The organism is Paenibacillus silagei (genome assembly GCF_017874735.1).
In the GTDB taxonomy this organism is placed as follows: Bacteria; Bacillota; Bacilli; order Paenibacillales; family Paenibacillaceae; genus Paenibacillus_AQ; species Paenibacillus_AQ silagei.
The window spans coordinates 45,449-62,555 of record NZ_JAGGLV010000010.1 but is presented as its reverse complement, the minus strand read 5'-3'; the positions used below and the strand labels follow the sequence as shown (position 1 = coordinate 62,555).

Here is a 17,107-nt window from a genome sequence, read left to right as displayed (position 1 = left end):
TCCCCCCAAACCGCAACTACGGGATGGGGGGATTGCTTTATTTTCAGCGATACCAGTGTCTCGATCGTTATATCTTCAGCCGGTAGACGGCCTTATTCTCCAGTCCTCTGATGAACGGCGTCCATTCCTCCGTCTCCGGAGTGGTATCAAGAGCGTCCTCCACCATCTGCAGCTTCGCATCCATCGCATCGATATGATGCAGGGCAACTGCTTCAGCCGTCTGGGGCTGGACCGGGCTTCCCCACTCGCCCAAATTATGATGAGATAAGACCAGATGCTGAAGCGCCATGACCTTCTCGGATTCCAGATCAATGCCGGTGCGGATGGCCGCTTCTGTAATCCAGCTTGAAGCCATCGAGATATGTCCAATCAGCTTTCCGTGCACACTGTAATCCGACACAATGCCGTACTGCGAGATCATCTCTTCCGGCTTGGCGATATCATGGAGGATAATGCCCGCTCTCATCAGATCAGGATTCAGGAACGGACGCTGCTTACACAGGAAATCCCCAATCTCCAGCATACGGACCATGTGATAAGCAAGCCCGGCGAAATAGGCATGATGATGGGTCTTGGCCGCCGGATAATGCATCAGCTTCTCCTCAACCTTCCCTACACAGAAGTTCACAATCGCTGCAATCTCCGGATCGGCAATACTCGCCATCTCGTTCTTAATCGTATGGACCAGGTCCACAGGACGCACCGGGGCTGAGCGGATGAAGTCGGTCAGCGATACGCCGTCGGATTCATTGACCAGTCTTAGCTTGGTGATTTTGACCTGAAGCTTCTCGCGATACGTATGAGCCATCCCCCGGACCTTCACCAGCGCCATCGGGAAAAAAGTCTCCTTATCTGTCACGCTGACGTCCCAGTATTTCGCCGAAATCTGGCCGCTGGCATCACCTAGTACAATATCGAAGTAATCCTTGGGAGGAGTTCCGTTCGTCTGTTTCAGCACCAGTTCTCTAAGCAGATAGAAGCCGGTGAATTCATCCTGCGGGGCTAACTGTTTGATTAATGTCATTGTGAAGCCTCCTATGACTACAGGCCTGGGCCTGCTGGGTATATTAGTGTGTATATTAGAGGTTTGACACTCCCTTCCCAAATCCCTTTAAATTACTATACGATTGGCATTCCTATTTATGTCCGCACCTGCAAAAAGGGCTGTCCCGGCCATTTGCATGACCCAGGACAACCCTTAGTGAATGGATTCTGTTATTTTCCGGCAGATTCGAGCGCTGCTTTGATCGCTTCTACCGCTTTGGCGGAGATGGCTTTCTGGGCATCATTCGCTCCGAAGGCTGCTGCACGGTACCCGTACTTATGCAGTCCTTTGCCGTTTGAGGTATTCTCGATCTCGTACTTCACCAGCAGCTCATCATCCGTCAGATTATATCTTACCTTACCTTTATCATCCAGGTAGTACACAGCCATAGTTACAGGCACATTATACTTAGTAGTAACCATGACATTTACAGTCTTATCCACACTGGCACCGATGAAAATCCCGTCGAAGTACGCGGCCTTATCCGTTTCCGTAATTTCCGCTTTACCATAAGCTCTGTCAACGGCTGCCTTCAGCGCATTGCTGCTGCTGGTAGCGCCGGATACGGCATCCACATCCTGAGCGCCTTCTCTTGTGCCTGCGGCCAGGAAGCTGGCGGTCAGCACCGGAATAGCTTTTTGCACCTCAGCATAAGCGGATTTACCCAGATCCACCATGTTCATGCCTACACGGGAAAGGGCCACATTTACGATCTTGCCGTTACGCAGTGTAACATCTGCTTTGTTCGTGCCTTTGTCATAAGCATCACCATAAGCGGTGAAAGTGCCGTCTTTATAAGTGCCTTGTACCTTGGACGCATTGGTCAAAGCATCCGTCAGTGCTGCCTTCGCTGCAGCCGACAGGGCTTCCTGTCCGGCGATATCTGGAGCCTGCACGCCGCTTGAGAGCAGTCCTGCGGTCAGCTTGTCGACCAGTGATTTCTGTTCTTCGGTCCGCTTGTCATCTGCAATCAGCTTACCGTCTGCGCCGAACAGGCTCAGCTTGATGCCCGTTACCTGATCCGCATCGAGATCAACCAGCAGCATAACCTTGGACTGATTATCCACACCGGCAAATTTACCATCGAAGGTTTGACCTTCACCCGGAGTCTTCATGGCTTTCTCAAAAGCGCGCTCTACGGCCTGGTTCCAGCCATGGCTGCTCTCCGTAGCGCCGGAGATTCCATCTACCTTCTCATTATAGTTAGCGATAAAGAATCCGTTAGCCAGCAGTTTGGCGGTCATCGGAGCATTCGCCTTCACAACTTCCGCATAAGCGGTTGCCCCTCTGTCGATCAGGTTGCTGCCCAGTCTGAACAACTTCACATCTACCAGCTTACCGTTACGGATCACAACATCCGCTCTCTCCACGCCCACACTTCTTGCTGTACCGTAGGAAGAGTAGAATCCGTCAACATAAGCAGCCTTGTTGTTGATGCTGGCATTCTGTTCGGCATCCCAGAAGGCGTTCACTGCGGTTTTGGTCTCTGCCTCGAAGCCGGCTACCGGCTGCGCACTAGTACCTTTGGCAAGCAGTGCAGGAGTGATTGCTGCAATCGCTGCGGTCTGTTCAGCCGTATATGTCTTCTCATCCACGAAATCTCCGGTAGCGCTCAGCGGATACAATTTCACCGCAGTCAGCTTGTTTGCTTCATAGGTAGCAAACACTGCATATTTGGCCTCAGGGTCTACGCCCATATGGACTCCGTTAAAATAAGTGGCATCAGCCGCTTGGTGCGCAAGGGATCGCTCAAAAGCTCTGTCTACAGACAGCTTCCAGCCGTTACTGGTACGGGTTGCACCGGATACAGCGTCAACCGCAGCCGCGCCGTCTCTGGTTTTACCCATCAGTCTGTCTTTCATCAGGCCATAGGCTGCCCACACGCCGCTGTAATTCTCACGGGCATTGCGGTCGATGATCTTCGGGCTGGTTCTGAGCAGCTCGATATCGGCGATCTTGCCGTCTTTAATCGTTACCTTTGCACCCTCTGTTCCTTTGGAATACGCATCGCCATAAGCAACATATACTCCGTTCTGATATACATCCTCGTGTACAGTAACTGGAGCTGCTGTTGCTGCCGGCTTAGCAGTTGCCGCTGGCTTCGCTGAAGCCTTGGCAGATGCTTCCGGTGCAGTGGTTGCTGCCGGCTTAGCGGTTGCTTTAGCCGTTGCTGCCGGTGCAGCTGTCGCCTTAGGAGTGGCTGCCGGTTTGGCTGTTGCCTTCGGAGTGGCTGCCGGTTTGGCTGTCGCCTTCGGAGTTGGCGCCGGTTTGGCTGTCGCCTTCGGAGTTGGCGCCGGTTTGGCTGTCGCCTTCGGAGTGGCTGCCGGTTTGGCTGTTGCCTTCGGAGCTGGTTTAGCAGTCGCTGCCGGCGCTTCTTCCGAGGCTGCTGAAACCGCATCCACCTTCAGGTTCAAGGCCGGTGCGTTAATCGTGTAGGCTAATGGCGCGAGCAGCAAGGCTGCGCTTACAGTCAAAGAAATTAGTTTTTTCAAATGCGTATTCTCCTTTATTATTCCCCAGTAGTATGTAGCGTTTTCAAACCGTCTTGTTCCGTATCATTTCCTTCTGATTACGAAGAGCAGCCAACTCTTCCTGAACGTCACCCACTCCTTCCTTCATTCCTGCTCGGCCCAGCCCGTGTAAGAAAAGATTCATCTATATATACAATCTTTCAAAAGGTGAAACAATTCACATAATGGAGTGAATTAATTCACATAAGTGGACTTCAAGCTGCTGGTGAATATTTCTGGCTTGATGGTAACAAAATTGAAACTCTTTTCTCTGTGTAGAAAATCACATACCCTATAAGAAACATCACTTTTTTGCAATAGCACAAAATATATACTCCTCCGACCTCTCATAATCTCCCATATCCTCCTTCATATGATAACGGTGAGATATATTATATTGTGTGATTGGGCTTGAATATGATATTTTAAAACGATGTCATGTTCATGGAAGGGAGTAACAGCTGCTGATGAATCAGTCGTGTATAGGCGTTATTCTTGCTCAGATCGGAACCCCTGACGCCCCGAGCGCCAAGGCGGTCCGTCCTTATCTGAAGCGGTTTCTGTCTGACCGCAGAATCATTGATTATCATCCGCTGCTCTGGCAGCCGCTGCTGCGCGGCATTATTCTGCGTACCCGTCCGCGCCGGTCCGCGAAGCTCTATCAGGAGATCTGGATGGAAAAGGGATCACCGCTGCTCGTCCATTCCAGAGCTCAGCAGGCAGCGCTCCAGGCACTGCTGGGCAGCAGTTATCAAGTCGAGCTGGGGCTTGCTTACAGCACACCCGGCATGGCCGAAGCCTTCCGCAAGCTGGAAGCTTCGGGAGTGACCCGTATCATAGTTCTTCCGTTATTTCCCCAGTATTCCTCAACAACAACAGCTTCCGTCTATGAAGCTGCAAGCTTCGCCGCTCTGGGACGGCATAGCCGCTACGGGCAGGTATCCAAGCGTTTCGTACCGGCGCTGCGGTTCGTAGAAGCCTACCATGATGCCCCCGGCTACATAGCAGCAATGCAATCCTTATTGCAGCGGCAGATCCGCGCGATGAGTGAAGAGCCGGATTATTATGTCCTGTCCTTCCATGGCATTCCCCGCCGTTATGCCGAGACCGGAGACCCCTACCCGCAGCAGTGCCAGGAGACAGGCCGTCTGCTCGCAGAAGCGATGGGCTGGACCCCGGAACGGTGGCAGCTCTCCTTCCAGTCCCGTTTCGGGCCGGAGACCTGGGTAGGGCCGTCGACTGCGGACACGCTGAAGGAGCTTCACGGACGCGGAATCCGGCGGCCGCTGATTTTCTCACCCGGACTTGTCACAGACTGCCTCGAAACACTGCATGAACTGGCCGTAGAAGGCCGGGAGCTTTTCGCCATGGGCGGCGGGAATGCTGAGATGCTGGAGGTGGCCCCTTGCCTGAACGATACGGAAGAATGGATCAGCTTCCTTGCGGAACGGGTAGACTGCTCGGCCCAGGGCTGGCTGTCTTCCGCCGAATGAAGATAACAAGAACGCCCGGTCTCACGGATGCCATCATCCTGTGAGCCGGGCGCGTTTTATTTTAATAGTACGACTATTGAACCGTGAGCTGTTTATATTTGGCAGTCAGTTCCTCGAACCACTGCTTATCCTGCAAAGTCAGGGCAAAATCAATCAATTCGGCAATTTCGTCAGGCTGCAGATCCGGCGAATCCTTGAAGCTGATCTCAGCCGAAGCCGCCGCATTCCCCTCCGAGCCCTCCGCAAAATCATAGGAGAACATCAGCTTGATGTCACTTTCCAGAAACTCATTGCGCAGGAAGTAGAGCACCTCACACATCAGAACAGGTCTGACATGGTTCTCGAACACACAATCCATAACCTTAGCCCAATAATGCTGGTTGCTGAGATGCAGCTTATCATTGGTCAGCAGGTATTGCTCACCCTGATAATCATTGACAAATTTCAATTCAACCGGCTCCATTTTAAAAATACCGGCAATTTGCTTCCTGGTGATATTCAAGATGTCCTGTGTTTCTAATCTCATCATTCTCATGCACCCCGTTCCTCAGGTTTGGACGATCTGTATATGCTGAATTTTCATGATTCGACAATAATTTTAACTAATTTAAAAGTATTATCGTCTTTTCCGCCCCTATTGTTAATGCTTTTTCATTAAAAACTTAAAATTTTCTGTTTCACGCTGCGAAAAATCGGTTAATTAATATATTTTTTATGCCCACAGAGCAAGGACAAAGCGGTGCAGGATATGGATTATGAATTACGGCGGCGCTTAGGAGCACGCTCCGCTGTTTAAGAGTGGGAGTATCAAACCCTAATACAAGTGCACTTCTGCTCTTTACTTACGTTCGCCCACCTCCGGCGAGTTTAGGTGAACTATACGTGTATCCAATGTTGTCTCTTCCTTTCCTGGCGGTGCTCCGCCTATCTCTTGCCAATTCTAAACGGTTTCTCTCACCGACCGATTGTATGGATAGCATTGTTGCATTTTTTGCAGGAATTCTCTACAAATGTTACTGGCTGCGGTACAATGTTGCATTATTTGCACAAATTTCGGTGTTTAGAGCAAGTTAGCGCTGGCTTTGTTGCATTTGTTGCAGGATTTCAGCATCAGCCGCTTCCATGGGGCAGTATTGTTGCACTTCTTGCAAGATTTCTTTATAAATGTTATTGGCTGTGGAGCATGGAGCCATACGTCATCGCAGCAGCACCGATTGTATTCGGTTTTTCGCATAATTTCCTAAACAACAAAAAGCCACCCAGTCTGTGAAAGACTGAATGGCTCAAGATTAGAATACTAGTATATCTTCCCCGGCAGGATGTCCCGCTGCCTTAGCTGACGAACAACGGTACCAGCTGAATTCCCTCTTCGGGGGAGATCCGCACCAGGCCTTTATCGGAGATCCGCAGTGCGGGAATAACCGCCAGGGCCAGCAGAGACAGGGTCATAAAAGCATAGTTCAGCGCACACCCCGCATCATATAGCGCTTTGCTGATGGCAGCGGATTGCGCGGCGGCAATCTCAAACGGCTCTGCGGACATCAGTCCGGCTATCGCCAGCGGGAACAAGGTGGTCCCGGCAGCGGTAATCACCGCAACACCGCCCTGCGCTTCCGCCACGGCGGCAGCCGCCTGCGCCATCAGTCCATTATCATTGCCGATGACCAGCACATTATGGCTGTCATGAGCTACGGTCATTGCTATGGCCGCAGGCTCGCGGAAGCCGATGCCCTGCACAACCCCAACGGATTTGTTGCCGGTTCCCTTGTGCCGCTCCAGAACAGCGATTTTGCACAGGCCGTCCTGCACCACCAGCTCCGATCCAGCCACGGGCAGACTCATGATCAGCTCGCCGGTCTCTACATGGTTCTCAATAACCTGGATGACCCGCGTGGCCAGAACTCCTTCCTCAATGGGCGCGTGAATCACGAAATCTGCGGGAACCGGAGGCTGCTGCAAATGCACAGAGGCCAGCACTTCATCCGGATAAGTGTAAGGACTCAGCTCAGCCGTCATGTTTCCGTTCTCAGCCACAACAACGCCAGCTGCGATCGTCATGACCACATGAACATCGGCCAGATTACCGTCCAGCAGAATGATATCTGCGCAGGAGCCCGGAGTGATGGAGCCGATATCGCGGGCTACGCCGAAGCGCTCGGCTGTGTTGATCGTTGCCATCTGAAAAGCCGTGACCGGCTTCACCCCTTGGGAGATCGCATGGCGCACGACAAAATCCATATGCCCCTCATCGCGCAGCGATTCGGAGCTGCGGTCATCTGTCACCAGCATCATCCGGCGCGGGTCCAGCCCGTGCTCGGTATGCGCCGTGATGGTTTTGGCGACATCATGCCAGGCAGAGCCGCGGCGCATTTTGGCATACATCCCCAGACGTACACGTTCGATCACATCCTCCGCTGTCACACACTCATGATCCCCAGTCACCCCTGCTGCGGCATAGACCGGAAGTCTCCAGTCACTCGCCGGCCAGGTGAAATGCCCGTCAACATACCGTCCCGCACGCAGCGTGGCCTGGATCTCTCCGATCATCTTCTCATCGCCGTAGACTACACCCGGGAAGTTCATGACTTCGCCGAGTGCGATCACATCCTCGCCCCAGGTGTAGGCTTCCGCTACTTCCTCCGGTCCGATGGACGCGCCGGTTGTCTCAAATTCTGCGCCCGCAGAAGGGACACAGGAAGCCACCTGCATATAGGCAGCCAGCGGTGTTCCCCGCATCTCGTCCAGCATCAGCTTAATTCCCTTAAGCCCGAATACGTTGGCAATCTCATGGGCGTCGAAGAAGCCTCCGGTCGTCCCCAGCGGCAATACAGCGCGGGCGAATTCAGTCACCGTCAATTGAGTGCTCTCGATATGGCAGTGTCCGTCAATCAAGCCGGGAGCAATGTATCTTCCTGCCGCATCAATAACCTGCGTTCCCTCCCCGATCGTATGAGAGACATCCTTGCCGACGTAAGCAATGCGCCCGCCCTGTACAGCGACGGACATGCCGTCCAGAATCTCCCCGGAGCAGACATTGACCAGCTTGCCGCCTGTAATTACCAGTGTAGCCTTCTGATCTCCCCGGGCTGTAGCTACCAGCTCAGGCACGCAGTCGGCCAATGGTTGTCGTGTATAAGTCATCACGTGCACTCCCTTCCGGTTATCTATTTAGCAAAAACGGCCCTGACACCCCTCAAGGGGCGCAAGCCGTCACTTAAACAAATCGCATTGTATGATTATCTTACTTTTGAATCATATACGTCAAGTGCCGCCTGAACGCCCTGTCCGGCAGGTACCGCGTACCCGTGGCGGATAAGCACCGCCTCCAGCGCACCAAGCAGACGCAGCACATTATTCTCCCGGCAGCTGAAGCCCATGGTACCGATCCGCCAGATCTGGCCTTGTAACGGCCCGAAGGAGCTGGCGATCTCAATACCGAAACGCTGCAGCAGCATGGAACGGACAGCTTCCCCGTCTATCCCCGCCGGAATGAGCACACAGGTGACTACCGTCAGCTTGCTCTCCGCCTCCCCATACAGCTCTAGCCCCATAGCTGACAGTCCGGCAGTAAGGGCTTGCTCATTGAATCTGTGCCGGGCATGCCGCGCTTCCAGCCCTTCCTCCAGGACCAGCCGCAGGCCTTCACGCAGAGCATAGAGCATAGAGGTCATCTCCGTATGGTGATTGAGCCGCCGGGGACTCCAGTAATCCTGCAGCATACTCAGGTCGAGGTAATTACTGCGCACTACGGGCAGCTCGCTGACAGCAGCAGTGTCAGTTCTAAGTCCACGCTCAACCTGCTTGCGCCTGAGCAGCTTGGCCTCGGCCCGGTCATTATACGTCACCGGGGCCATGCCCGAAGGGATGGACAGGCATTTCTGCGTTCCGCCGACCACGGCATCCAGCATCCAGGCATCTGTCTCTACCGGCACCCCGCCGATCGTCGCCACCGCGTCCACAATCAGCAGCGCATCCTGCTCCCGGCAGGCCTGCCCGATCCCGTCCAGCGGCTGCACACGGCCTGTAGAGGTCTCACCGTGAACCATCGCCACCACATCCGGCTTGAAGCGCCGTATAGCCTCAATTACCTCCTCCGGCGGAAAGACGCGGCCCCATGTCTGTTCTATCGTGAGGACCTCAGCCCCGCAGCGTTCAGCAATCTCATAGAGCAAATGGCCAAAACGGCCAAAGACCGGAACCAGCACCCGGTCCCCCGGCACAATCAGGCTCACCATCACCGCTTCAATACCGGAACGCGAAGTCCCGTCTACCGGATACGCCCACTGATTCTTGGTGGCGAACAGCTCACGCAGCATCTCCATCGTCTCATTCATGATCTCTGTGAATTCAGGATCGAACTGTCCCAGCACCGGATAAGACATCGCCCGCAGCACACGCGGATCAACCTCCACGGGGCCGGGGGTCATAATGCACCGCAAGGACGGCGACAAATCTTCGTACCGTTTCATGATTCTCTCCCCTCCAGACTTCCAATGATCAGATCTCGCTATTTATAGCGAAATTAAAATTACAACTCGAAGCTTGGTCGTCGCTGCGGTGAACAGTGTCTCTTATTCGTAAGCTAATCTATATAATATGGCTGTCAGCACTTCCAGTCCAGCAGCAAGTTCCTCCGGGGAGGTATACTCCCCGGGAGAATGGCTGATCCCGCCTTGGCTCGGCACGAAGATCATCGCAGCCGGGCAGCGCGGGGCGAACAACTGGGCGTCATGCCCCGCACCGCTGACCATGCTCAGATAAGGCTTCTCCTGCTGGAGACAGATCTCTTCAAGAGCCGCGCGCAGCTCCTGGTCCATAGGAGCAGGGGCTGTCTCCAGCAGCATCTGTACCTCAAGCGTAAGGCCGCGCCTGCGGCCAAGCTCTGCGAACTCCGCCAGGACCGCTGCGCAGAAGCGCTCCAGCACCCCAGCTTCGCTATGCCGGATATCCAGCGTGAACTGCACTTCGCCGGGAATCACATTGGATGTCCCCGGATAGACCTCTAGCCGCCCCGTTGTGGCTACCAGTGGATCACCCTCCGCCAGAGCGGAGTGCTCCAGCGCCAGCAGCATCTCCGCACTCCCGGCGAGTGCATCCTGTCTTAACCCCATCGGCGTAGTCCCTGCATGATTGGCTGTCCCGCCGACCTTGACAAGATACCGCCGCTGTCCGGCGATAGCCTGCACGACCCCGATTCTCCGGGACGTCCGTTCCAGAATGATCCCCTGTTCAATATGCAGCTCGACATATGCGGCAATATCACTGCGCACAGGACTATTATTACGCCAGAAGCTTCCCTCCAGACCTGCCATAGATTCAACTTCTGACCCCTCACTCCCACATCCGGCACTCCTACTTCCGCCACTCTGCTCCAGACCCGCCGCAGCTTCAGCAGCCAACCCTTCATCCCCTGCCAGGCCACAGGCCGCCATCGCTGCCCCCAGCGTGATCCCATCCGCATCTGTGCAGTCTATACATTCCTTCCCGCTATACAGCCCGGTCACATTCCCCGAGCCCCAGAACGTCAGCGGAAAGCGGCTGCCCTCTTCCTCGCAGAAGGATACCACCGCAAGCGTCCGCAGCGGCGGACCGAAGGTCTCCAGAAGATAGTGCAGCGCAGTTACAGCTGCAGCTACACCATAAGCACCGTCATACCGCCCGCCGTTCACCACCGTGTCAATATGCGAGCCGGTCAGGATAACCTTGTCGCTTACCTGAGAACCGGCCAGTGTGCCATAGACATTCCCTACCTGATCCATCCTGACCTCAAGCCCGAGCCCGGCCATTCTCTCCTGCAAAAAATGCTGAACCCCTTGCCACTCCGGCGTATACAGCAGCCGGGTAACTCCAGGACCCGGAGCGCTGTAGGCTGCGAGTTCATCCAGCAGCTTCAGCATCTCCCCGGCGGGGACATGCGGGACCGGCGGCTTCATATCCCCGGCTGGCTGTGCCGGATACGCAGCCATTCTCCTCCGCCGCCAGCAATAACGCCTTCCGCGGCAGTATAGACAACATTGCCCCGGCAGATCGTTGCCGTTACCTTGCAGGATAAGGTCATTCCGACATAAGGGCTATGCCGGTGGCGGTACAGCAGATCCTCTGCACGCAGGGTATAGGCCGCATCTGGATCAAGCAGCACCAGATCGGCATCCAGCCCCGGTGTGATGGAGCCCTTGCGCCCCTCCAGCCCAAACCGCCGGGCAGGAAGGCCGGAGATCAGCGCTGAGATCTGCGTAACCGGCAGGCCGCGCACATGAACGCCTTCATGGAACATCAATTCCAGACTGCTCTGTGCTCCCGATATCCCGCCCCAGGCTTCCATGAACGACAGCCCGGGCGCCAGCTTCAATTCAGGCGGACAGGGGGAATGATCGGAGGCGACCAGATCCACCCGGCCCGCAGCCAGCGCCGCCCACAGCCGGTCCCGTTCACTGCTGCTGCGCAGGGGCGGAGCGCATTTCGCCAGCGCCCCGAGAGTCTCCATGCTGTCTTCATCCAGGATGAGATAATGAGGACAGGTCTCTGCGGTCACATCCAGACCACGCAGCTTGGCCTCATGAATCAGCTCCAGGGCTGCCGCTGTGCTGATATGGACGAAATGCAGCTTACAGCCGGTCCGCTCACTGTACAGCAGCGCCCTGGCTACAGCCTCCAGCTCGGCTTGCGGAGGACGCGAAGCCGCAAAATCCCTCGCGCTGCTGCGCCCGGCACGGAGTGCCGCCGCCCCCAGCGCCGAGGTTATCGCTTCGCTCTCCGCATGCAGGGCGAGAATCCCGCCGGTTGCGGCGATCCGAAGCATCCCCTGATACAGGGTATCATCGTCCACCTCACGGAACCGGCCCTCGCCTTCACCGCCGGGATTCGAGATGAACGCCTTGAACCCGGTAACGCCCGCTGCCGCCAGTCCCTCCAGCTCCTCCAGATTCCCGGGCATAAGGCCGCCCCACAACACATAATCCACCGCCGAGTTCCCGGCTGCGGCCTCCGCCTTCAGCCGGAGCGCCTCCAGATTCACCGTCGGCGGATTCCCGTTCAGCGGCATATCCGCATAACAGGTGCAGCCGCCAGCCGCTAGAGCAGCTGACCCGCTCCGGAAGCCCTCCCAGTGACCGAACGCAGGCTCATTGAAGTGAACATGCATATCGATCATGCCGGGCAGCACATATTGTCCTTCCGCATCCAGAATTTTGGTCCCGGGCGATGCCTGTAAGGCTTCGCCCAGTGCAGCGATTTTGCCATCCTTCACCCCGATCTCAAGCCTGCGGACTTCTCCGGGCAGGACCACCTGTCCGTTCCTGATGATAAGCTCATAACCTTCTTCCTTCATGATAGGCCCACCTCCGGTCTATTGGCTTAAGATTAGATGCAGCGGTACACTGAATTGCCACGTTAACTCCCGCGATAAGTGCTATATCCTCCAGGTGCAACCAGCAGCGGTACATGGTAATGGGCGGAGGGGTCCGGCATATTGAAGCGGATCGGAATCCGGTCCAGGAACGGGACTACAGCGCCTGCTCCCTCCTCCTCAGCCTCCGGTTCTCCGGCACCAGCCTGAGCGCCCCGGAAATAATCACCTGCCATGAACAGCAGCTCATAGCTTCCGGCCTGCATTTCTTCTCCCGCCAGCAGCGGAGCGTCCAGCCTGCCGTCCTCATTCGTCACCGCCTCACGCAGCAGCACAGGCCCTCCGGTAGCCAGCCGCCAGAGCTGAAGCGACAGGCCCGCAGCAGGCTTGCCCTGTGACAGATCCAGCACATGAGTTGTCAGCCGTCCGTTCATTCCAGACATTTGCGTCACCTTCCTCCTAAATAATATGCAGTGACCTGTCTCTAGTCCGCCCCCAGCAGATCCTCCAGCCGAAAACGAGTAATCGCACCAATCTCCAGCAGCGCCCGTTCCTGCTCCTCCTCAAGCGAACGATCCACACGCTCACCGATGGCGCTAAGGATCTCTTCTTTAGTTTTGCCCCGTACGGCGAAGATGAACGGAAAGCGGAATTTCGCTGTATAGGCGGCGTTCAGTCCGGTAAGCTGTGCGAATTCCTCCGGTGTCAGCCGGTCCAGTCCGGCCCCCTGCTGCTCAGCCGCCGACAGCGGACTGACCGCAAACCTTGTCGCCAGATCCGGGTGAGCTCTAAGCAGCGCCAGCACCTGGTCCGGCTCCGCCTGCCGTGCTATCTCCATCATGGCAGCATGCAGCTCCTGCACCGAATCGAACGGACGCCTGCTGTGCACCCCCTCAGCTACCCAAGGGGAATGCTCGAAGATGCCGCCGAGCTGCTCCACGAAGTCATTTTTTTCCATCGAGTTCATCTGCTCCAGAGTCAACCGGTCCGCCGGTATAGTCATAGGTCAGCCTCCATCCCTCTAATTTGCATATTGCCGCCCGCGCCCTTCCAGCCTAGAACCGCTGTTCGCGGATATAAGGTGTTCCCAGCGATTCCGGCGTACCGGAGGGCTTGTTGCGGTTGCGGTATCCCAGATACATCAATACGAGAATGGTTACGACGTAAGGAATCATTTTCAGAAAATAGGACGGCACCGCACTCCCCAGCAGCTGAATACGGAAGCCCAGCGAATCGAGCGCTCCGAAGAAGTAGGCGCAGAAGAGAGCGCGCAGCGGATTCCACCTGGCGAAAATCACCAGACCCACGGCGATCCAGCCCCGTCCGGCGGTCAGCCCTTCATTCCAGGTCGGCGCATACGCCAGCACCATATCCGCACCGGCCAGACCAATCAGCGCCGCCCCGGCAGTAACATAGCAGTAACGGATCAGCTGCACACGAATCCCCATGACGTCCGCAGTAGCCGGATTGTCGCCGACCGCCCGCAGATGCAGCCCCCACGAGGTATGGTGAATCAGCAGATGCAGCACAAGGACGAGCAGAAGACTGAACCAGGTTAGCATATCCAGCCTTCCAAAAAGCTCCCCGAGCACCGGCACCGGCTTCAGTATCTCCAGATCCAGCTTGGGCAGACTGCCGGGAAGCGGAATGCCGCTGATCGACTTGCCCACATAAGCGCTAAGGCCGCTGCCGAACAGCGTCATAGCCAGGCCCGACATCGTCTGGTTCGCCCGGAGGGTGACTGTAAGGAAGGCATGCACCATACCCAGAACCGCAGTAATGGCTACGGCTGCAAGCAGCGCAAGGATCAGATTCCCGCTGCGGATGTAGACGATGCAAGTCGTCACTGCCCCCATCAGCATCAGCCCCTCCGCGCCGAGCTGGATAATGCCGGCCCGTTCGGTCAGAATGCCTCCAAGCGTAGCCAGCAGCAGCGGTGTTCCGGCGGAGATGGCAGCGATTAATAACTGTGTAGTGAAATCCATGAGTGAACTCCCTCCTGTACGAGAATGCTGTTATGCGCTCCGGCGGATGCGGAACCGGTGAATCATGTCGCCGGCAATCAGGAAGAACAGGATCGCGCCCTGCAGCATTTCCGATATGGACGAAGGCAGTCCGATGGTCTGAACACTATAGCCGCCCACAATCAGGCCGCCGAACAGAATCGAAGTCACAATCAGGCCCAGCGGGTTCAGCTTGGCAAGCCAGGCTACGATGATCGCCGTATAGCCATAGCCCGGAGAGATCCCCTGCATCAGCTTATGCGTAACCCCCGACACTTCAGCCATGCCGGCAATCCCGGCAAGACCGCCGCTGATCAGCATGACGATGATAATATGCTTCTTGATATGGATGCCCGCATAACGGGCTGCTGTGGGATTGGCGCCGATCAGACGCAGCTCATAGCCCCAGCGGGTGAACCGGATCATCAGATAATAGATCAGCACAGCCACAAGGCCGAAGACCAGCCCGATATGCAGCCGGGTGCTGCCAAGCACCGGCAGGGACTGGGCGGCCGTGAACATCGGCGAACCCGGGAAGTTAAAGCCCTTCGGGTCCTTCCAGGGTCCGAACACCACATAATCCAGAGCCAGCAGGGCCACGTAGTTCAGCATCAGCGACGTAATCAGCTCATTGACACCGAAATGGGTTCGCGGCACTGCCGTCATCAGACCCCACAAAGCTCCGGCTGCTGTACCGAAAACCAGCATCAGCGTGATGGACCAGAAGGAAGACAGGTCCGGGAAATAGATCGTTACCGCAGTAGCCGCCATAGCGCCTACTGTCAACTGACCCTCTGCCCCGATATTCCATACAGAGATCCGGTAAGCTACAGCAATGCCTAGCCCGCAGAGCAGCAGCGGAATAGCCTTGACCATGGTTTCAGTGAAGCCGTAGGAGGTGCCGAAGGCTCCCCGGAACATTTTCTCGTAGACGACCAGCGGGCTCATTCCATTAGCGGCGATAAACACCGCACAGAGCAAGAGTGCCAGAACAACGGACAGGATGGGCGTCCACCACGGTGAACGGGTACGGCTTGAATCATATTCCAGCCTGATGGAGTACCACCTCCCGCTACGCCCCGCCATCGGCGTAAGCGTTGCAGATTCATTTCCAGGCTTCGGACTCATACGGCACTTCCCTCCCTGCTCCGGATACCGGCCATCATCAGGCCGATTTGTTCCCGGTCCGCCTGCTCATGATCACTCTCACCTATAATTGACCCGCCATAAATCACCAGAATACGGTCGGATAACTGCAGCAGCTCATCCAGATCCTCGGAGATCAGCAGCACCCCGCTGCCGGAGCTGCGCAGCTCCATCAGCAGCTCATGCACCCCTGCCGCCGCACCCACATCCAGCCCTTGCGTCGGATGCACGGCCACCATCAGCTTCGGACGGTGGCTGACCTCGCGGGCGAACAGCAGCTTCTGCTGGTTCCCGCCGGACAATTGCTGCACGGGGGTATCCAGCTCAGGCGTCTTCACATTGAAGCGGCGGACCAGCTCCTGCGACCAGGAGCGGTTTCTCGCCGCCTTCAGGAAGCCGAACCGGGAATGCTCCCCGCTGCGGTAAGACTTGAACAGCAGGTTGTCAACGGACCCCAGCCGTCCGGCCAGACCGCTCTTCATCCGGTTCTCCGGCACATGCGAGATGCCCGAATCGATCGCTCCTCTTACCGAAGCTGTTTTTACAGGACTGCCGTCAAACCGGATCTCGCCCGTCCTCCATGCTCTTAGCCCTGTCAATACCTCCGCCAGCTCCTTCTGCCCGTTGCCCGCGACACCGGCCACGCCCACAATTTCGCCTTCATGAACCGTAAGCGACAGGGCATCCAGCGCCTTGCGGCCATGATCCGCAGCCACCTCCAGATCGCGGACGATCAGCAGCGGCTCTCCGGCCGTAGCCGCTCGCTCCTGACGGCTGATCGTAACCTCCCGGCCCACCATCAGCCGGGCCAGCTCCAGCTCATCCGTCTCGCCCGTCATCAGCGAAGCAATCATTTTCCCCTTGCGCATCACGGAGATCCGGTCCGAGGAGGCCATGACCTCCTTCATTTTATGCGTGGTCATGATCACTGTCTTGCCCGCCTGCTTCATCACCTGAAGGGTCTCGAACAGCTGCTCCGCCTCCCCCGGTGTCAGCACCGAAGTCGGCTCATCCAGAATGATGATATCTGCCCCCCGGTACAGCGTCTTGACAATCTCAACGCGCTGCTGCTCTCCGACAGACAGCTGCCAGATTGGCCGGTCGACGGGAAATTTCAAGCCAAAGCGTTCTCCAAGCGCCTCTATCTCTTCATGCTTACGTTTAATCCATCTGCTGCCGCGCCAGAAAGACGACTTTTCGCCAAGCACGATATTCTCTGCCGCTGTAAGGCTTTGCACCAGTCTGAAGTTCTGAAAAACCATGCCTACACCGAGCAGTGCCGCATCCTTCGGGGAACGGATTCTGGCCGGTTTTCCATGAATGAGAATCTCCCCGGCGTCCGCCCGGTACACTCCTGACAGCATGCTCATGACTGTGCTTTTCCCCGCCCCGTTCTCCCCGAGCAGCGCGTGAATCTCTCCCGCATTTGCCGAAAAATCAACTTGATCGCTGGCCGTTACAGCACCGAATGTCTTCACTATCCCGCGCATTTCAACCGAAGGGTCCTGCATAATACTACGCTCCTTTCCGGGTAGTTATAGTACAGGTGGGGAAGGCTCCGGTAT

At 56.3% G+C, this 17,107-nt stretch carries 13 protein-coding genes; 1 reads left to right on the top strand and 12 read right to left on the bottom strand.

From position 1 onward, the window contains the following. Nucleotides 1–67: 67 nt before the first annotated feature. Entirely contained in the window at nt 68–1,024 is a 957-nt protein-coding gene (locus J2Z70_RS16190; protein ID WP_076076858.1) for a 3'-5' exoribonuclease YhaM family protein, read from the bottom strand. Between the two features lie 191 nt (nt 1,025–1,215). After that, entirely contained in the window at nt 1,216–3,537 is a 2,322-nt protein-coding gene (locus tag J2Z70_RS16185; RefSeq protein ID WP_209874825.1) for an FMN-binding protein, read from the bottom strand. 485 nt (nt 3,538–4,022) lie between these two features. Between J2Z70_RS16185 and hemH the strand changes: the two genes are divergently transcribed. Beyond that, nucleotides 4,023–5,048: a ferrochelatase gene (gene hemH / locus J2Z70_RS16180; RefSeq protein WP_209874823.1), complete on the top strand. Its 1,026-nt coding sequence runs from the start codon at nt 4,023–4,025 to the stop codon at nt 5,046–5,048. Between the two features lie 73 nt (nt 5,049–5,121). On the opposite strand, the gene J2Z70_RS16175 is transcribed toward hemH, so the two are convergent. The 10 genes from J2Z70_RS16175 to J2Z70_RS16130 form a co-directional block, all read right to left on the bottom strand. Further along, entirely contained in the window at nt 5,122–5,550 is a 429-nt protein-coding gene (locus tag J2Z70_RS16175) for an IDEAL domain-containing protein (RefSeq protein ID WP_245368284.1), read from the bottom strand. An 830-nt stretch (nt 5,551–6,380) separates the two neighbouring features. Next, nucleotides 6,381–8,189: an adenine deaminase gene (locus J2Z70_RS16170; RefSeq protein ID WP_209874817.1), complete on the bottom strand. Its 1,809-nt coding sequence runs from the start codon at nt 8,187–8,189 to the stop codon at nt 6,381–6,383. Between the two features lie 95 nt (nt 8,190–8,284). After that, nucleotides 8,285–9,517, bottom strand: coding sequence for a pyridoxal-phosphate-dependent aminotransferase family protein (locus tag J2Z70_RS16165; RefSeq protein WP_209874814.1), 1,233 nt, complete (start codon nt 9,515–9,517; stop codon nt 8,285–8,287). 102 nt (nt 9,518–9,619) lie between these two features. After that, nucleotides 9,620–11,014: a Zn-dependent hydrolase gene (locus J2Z70_RS16160; protein WP_245368283.1), complete on the bottom strand. Its 1,395-nt coding sequence runs from the start codon at nt 11,012–11,014 to the stop codon at nt 9,620–9,622. After that, a complete protein-coding gene (gene allB, locus J2Z70_RS16155) occupies nt 10,978–12,375 on the bottom strand; it encodes an allantoinase AllB (RefSeq protein WP_209874812.1) in 1,398 nt (465 codons plus the stop codon). The genes J2Z70_RS16160 and allB overlap by 37 nt, the downstream gene beginning before the upstream one ends. 62 nt (nt 12,376–12,437) lie before the next feature. Further along, nucleotides 12,438–12,827 carry a hydroxyisourate hydrolase gene (gene uraH / locus J2Z70_RS16150; RefSeq protein ID WP_209875204.1) on the bottom strand — a complete coding sequence of 130 codons (390 nt, stop codon included), beginning with the start codon at nt 12,825–12,827 and terminating at the stop codon, nt 12,438–12,440. A gap of 50 nt (nt 12,828–12,877) precedes the next feature. Continuing rightward, entirely contained in the window at nt 12,878–13,396 is a 519-nt protein-coding gene (gene uraD / locus J2Z70_RS16145; RefSeq protein ID WP_209874808.1) for a 2-oxo-4-hydroxy-4-carboxy-5-ureidoimidazoline decarboxylase, read from the bottom strand. 52 nt (nt 13,397–13,448) lie between these two features. Further along, the gene (locus J2Z70_RS16140; RefSeq protein ID WP_209874805.1) at nt 13,449–14,378 is read right to left on the bottom strand and encodes an ABC transporter permease; all 930 of its coding nucleotides are present in this window, start codon (nt 14,376–14,378) and stop codon (nt 13,449–13,451) included. A gap of 30 nt (nt 14,379–14,408) precedes the next feature. Next, on the bottom strand, nt 14,409–15,482 hold the full coding sequence (locus J2Z70_RS16135) for an ABC transporter permease (RefSeq protein WP_245368296.1): 1,074 nt from the start codon (nt 15,480–15,482) through the stop codon (nt 14,409–14,411). A 38-nt stretch (nt 15,483–15,520) separates the two neighbouring features. Beyond that, the gene (locus tag J2Z70_RS16130; RefSeq protein ID WP_209874799.1) at nt 15,521–17,053 is read right to left on the bottom strand and encodes an ABC transporter ATP-binding protein; all 1,533 of its coding nucleotides are present in this window, start codon (nt 17,051–17,053) and stop codon (nt 15,521–15,523) included. Nucleotides 17,054–17,107: the final 54 nt, after the last annotated feature.

Bases quoted from the DNA above. Each gene is read 5' to 3' on its own strand.
- J2Z70_RS16160 (WP_245368283.1), bottom strand. From the start codon at position 11,014: ATGGCTGCGTATCCGGCACAGCCAGCCGGGGATATGAAGCCGCCGGTC.
- allB (WP_209874812.1), bottom strand. From the start codon at position 12,375: ATGAAGGAAGAAGGTTATGAGCTTATCATCAGGAACGGACAGGTGGTC.
- J2Z70_RS16170 (WP_209874817.1), bottom strand. From the start codon at position 8,189: ATGACTTATACACGACAACCATTGGCCGACTGCGTGCCTGAGCTGGTA.
- J2Z70_RS16165 (WP_209874814.1), bottom strand. From the start codon at position 9,517: ATGAAACGGTACGAAGATTTGTCGCCGTCCTTGCGGTGCATTATGACC.
- hemH (WP_209874823.1), top strand. From the start codon at position 4,023: ATGAATCAGTCGTGTATAGGCGTTATTCTTGCTCAGATCGGAACCCCT.
- J2Z70_RS16140 (WP_209874805.1), bottom strand. From the start codon at position 14,378: ATGGATTTCACTACACAGTTATTAATCGCTGCCATCTCCGCCGGAACA.
- J2Z70_RS16190 (WP_076076858.1), bottom strand. From the start codon at position 1,024: ATGACATTAATCAAACAGTTAGCCCCGCAGGATGAATTCACCGGCTTC.
- uraD (WP_209874808.1), bottom strand. From the start codon at position 13,396: ATGACTATACCGGCGGACCGGTTGACTCTGGAGCAGATGAACTCGATG.
- uraH (WP_209875204.1), bottom strand. From the start codon at position 12,827: ATGAACGGACGGCTGACAACTCATGTGCTGGATCTGTCACAGGGCAAG.
- J2Z70_RS16135 (WP_245368296.1), bottom strand. From the start codon at position 15,482: ATGGCGGGGCGTAGCGGGAGGTGGTACTCCATCAGGCTGGAATATGAT.
- J2Z70_RS16130 (WP_209874799.1), bottom strand. From the start codon at position 17,053: ATGCAGGACCCTTCGGTTGAAATGCGCGGGATAGTGAAGACATTCGGT.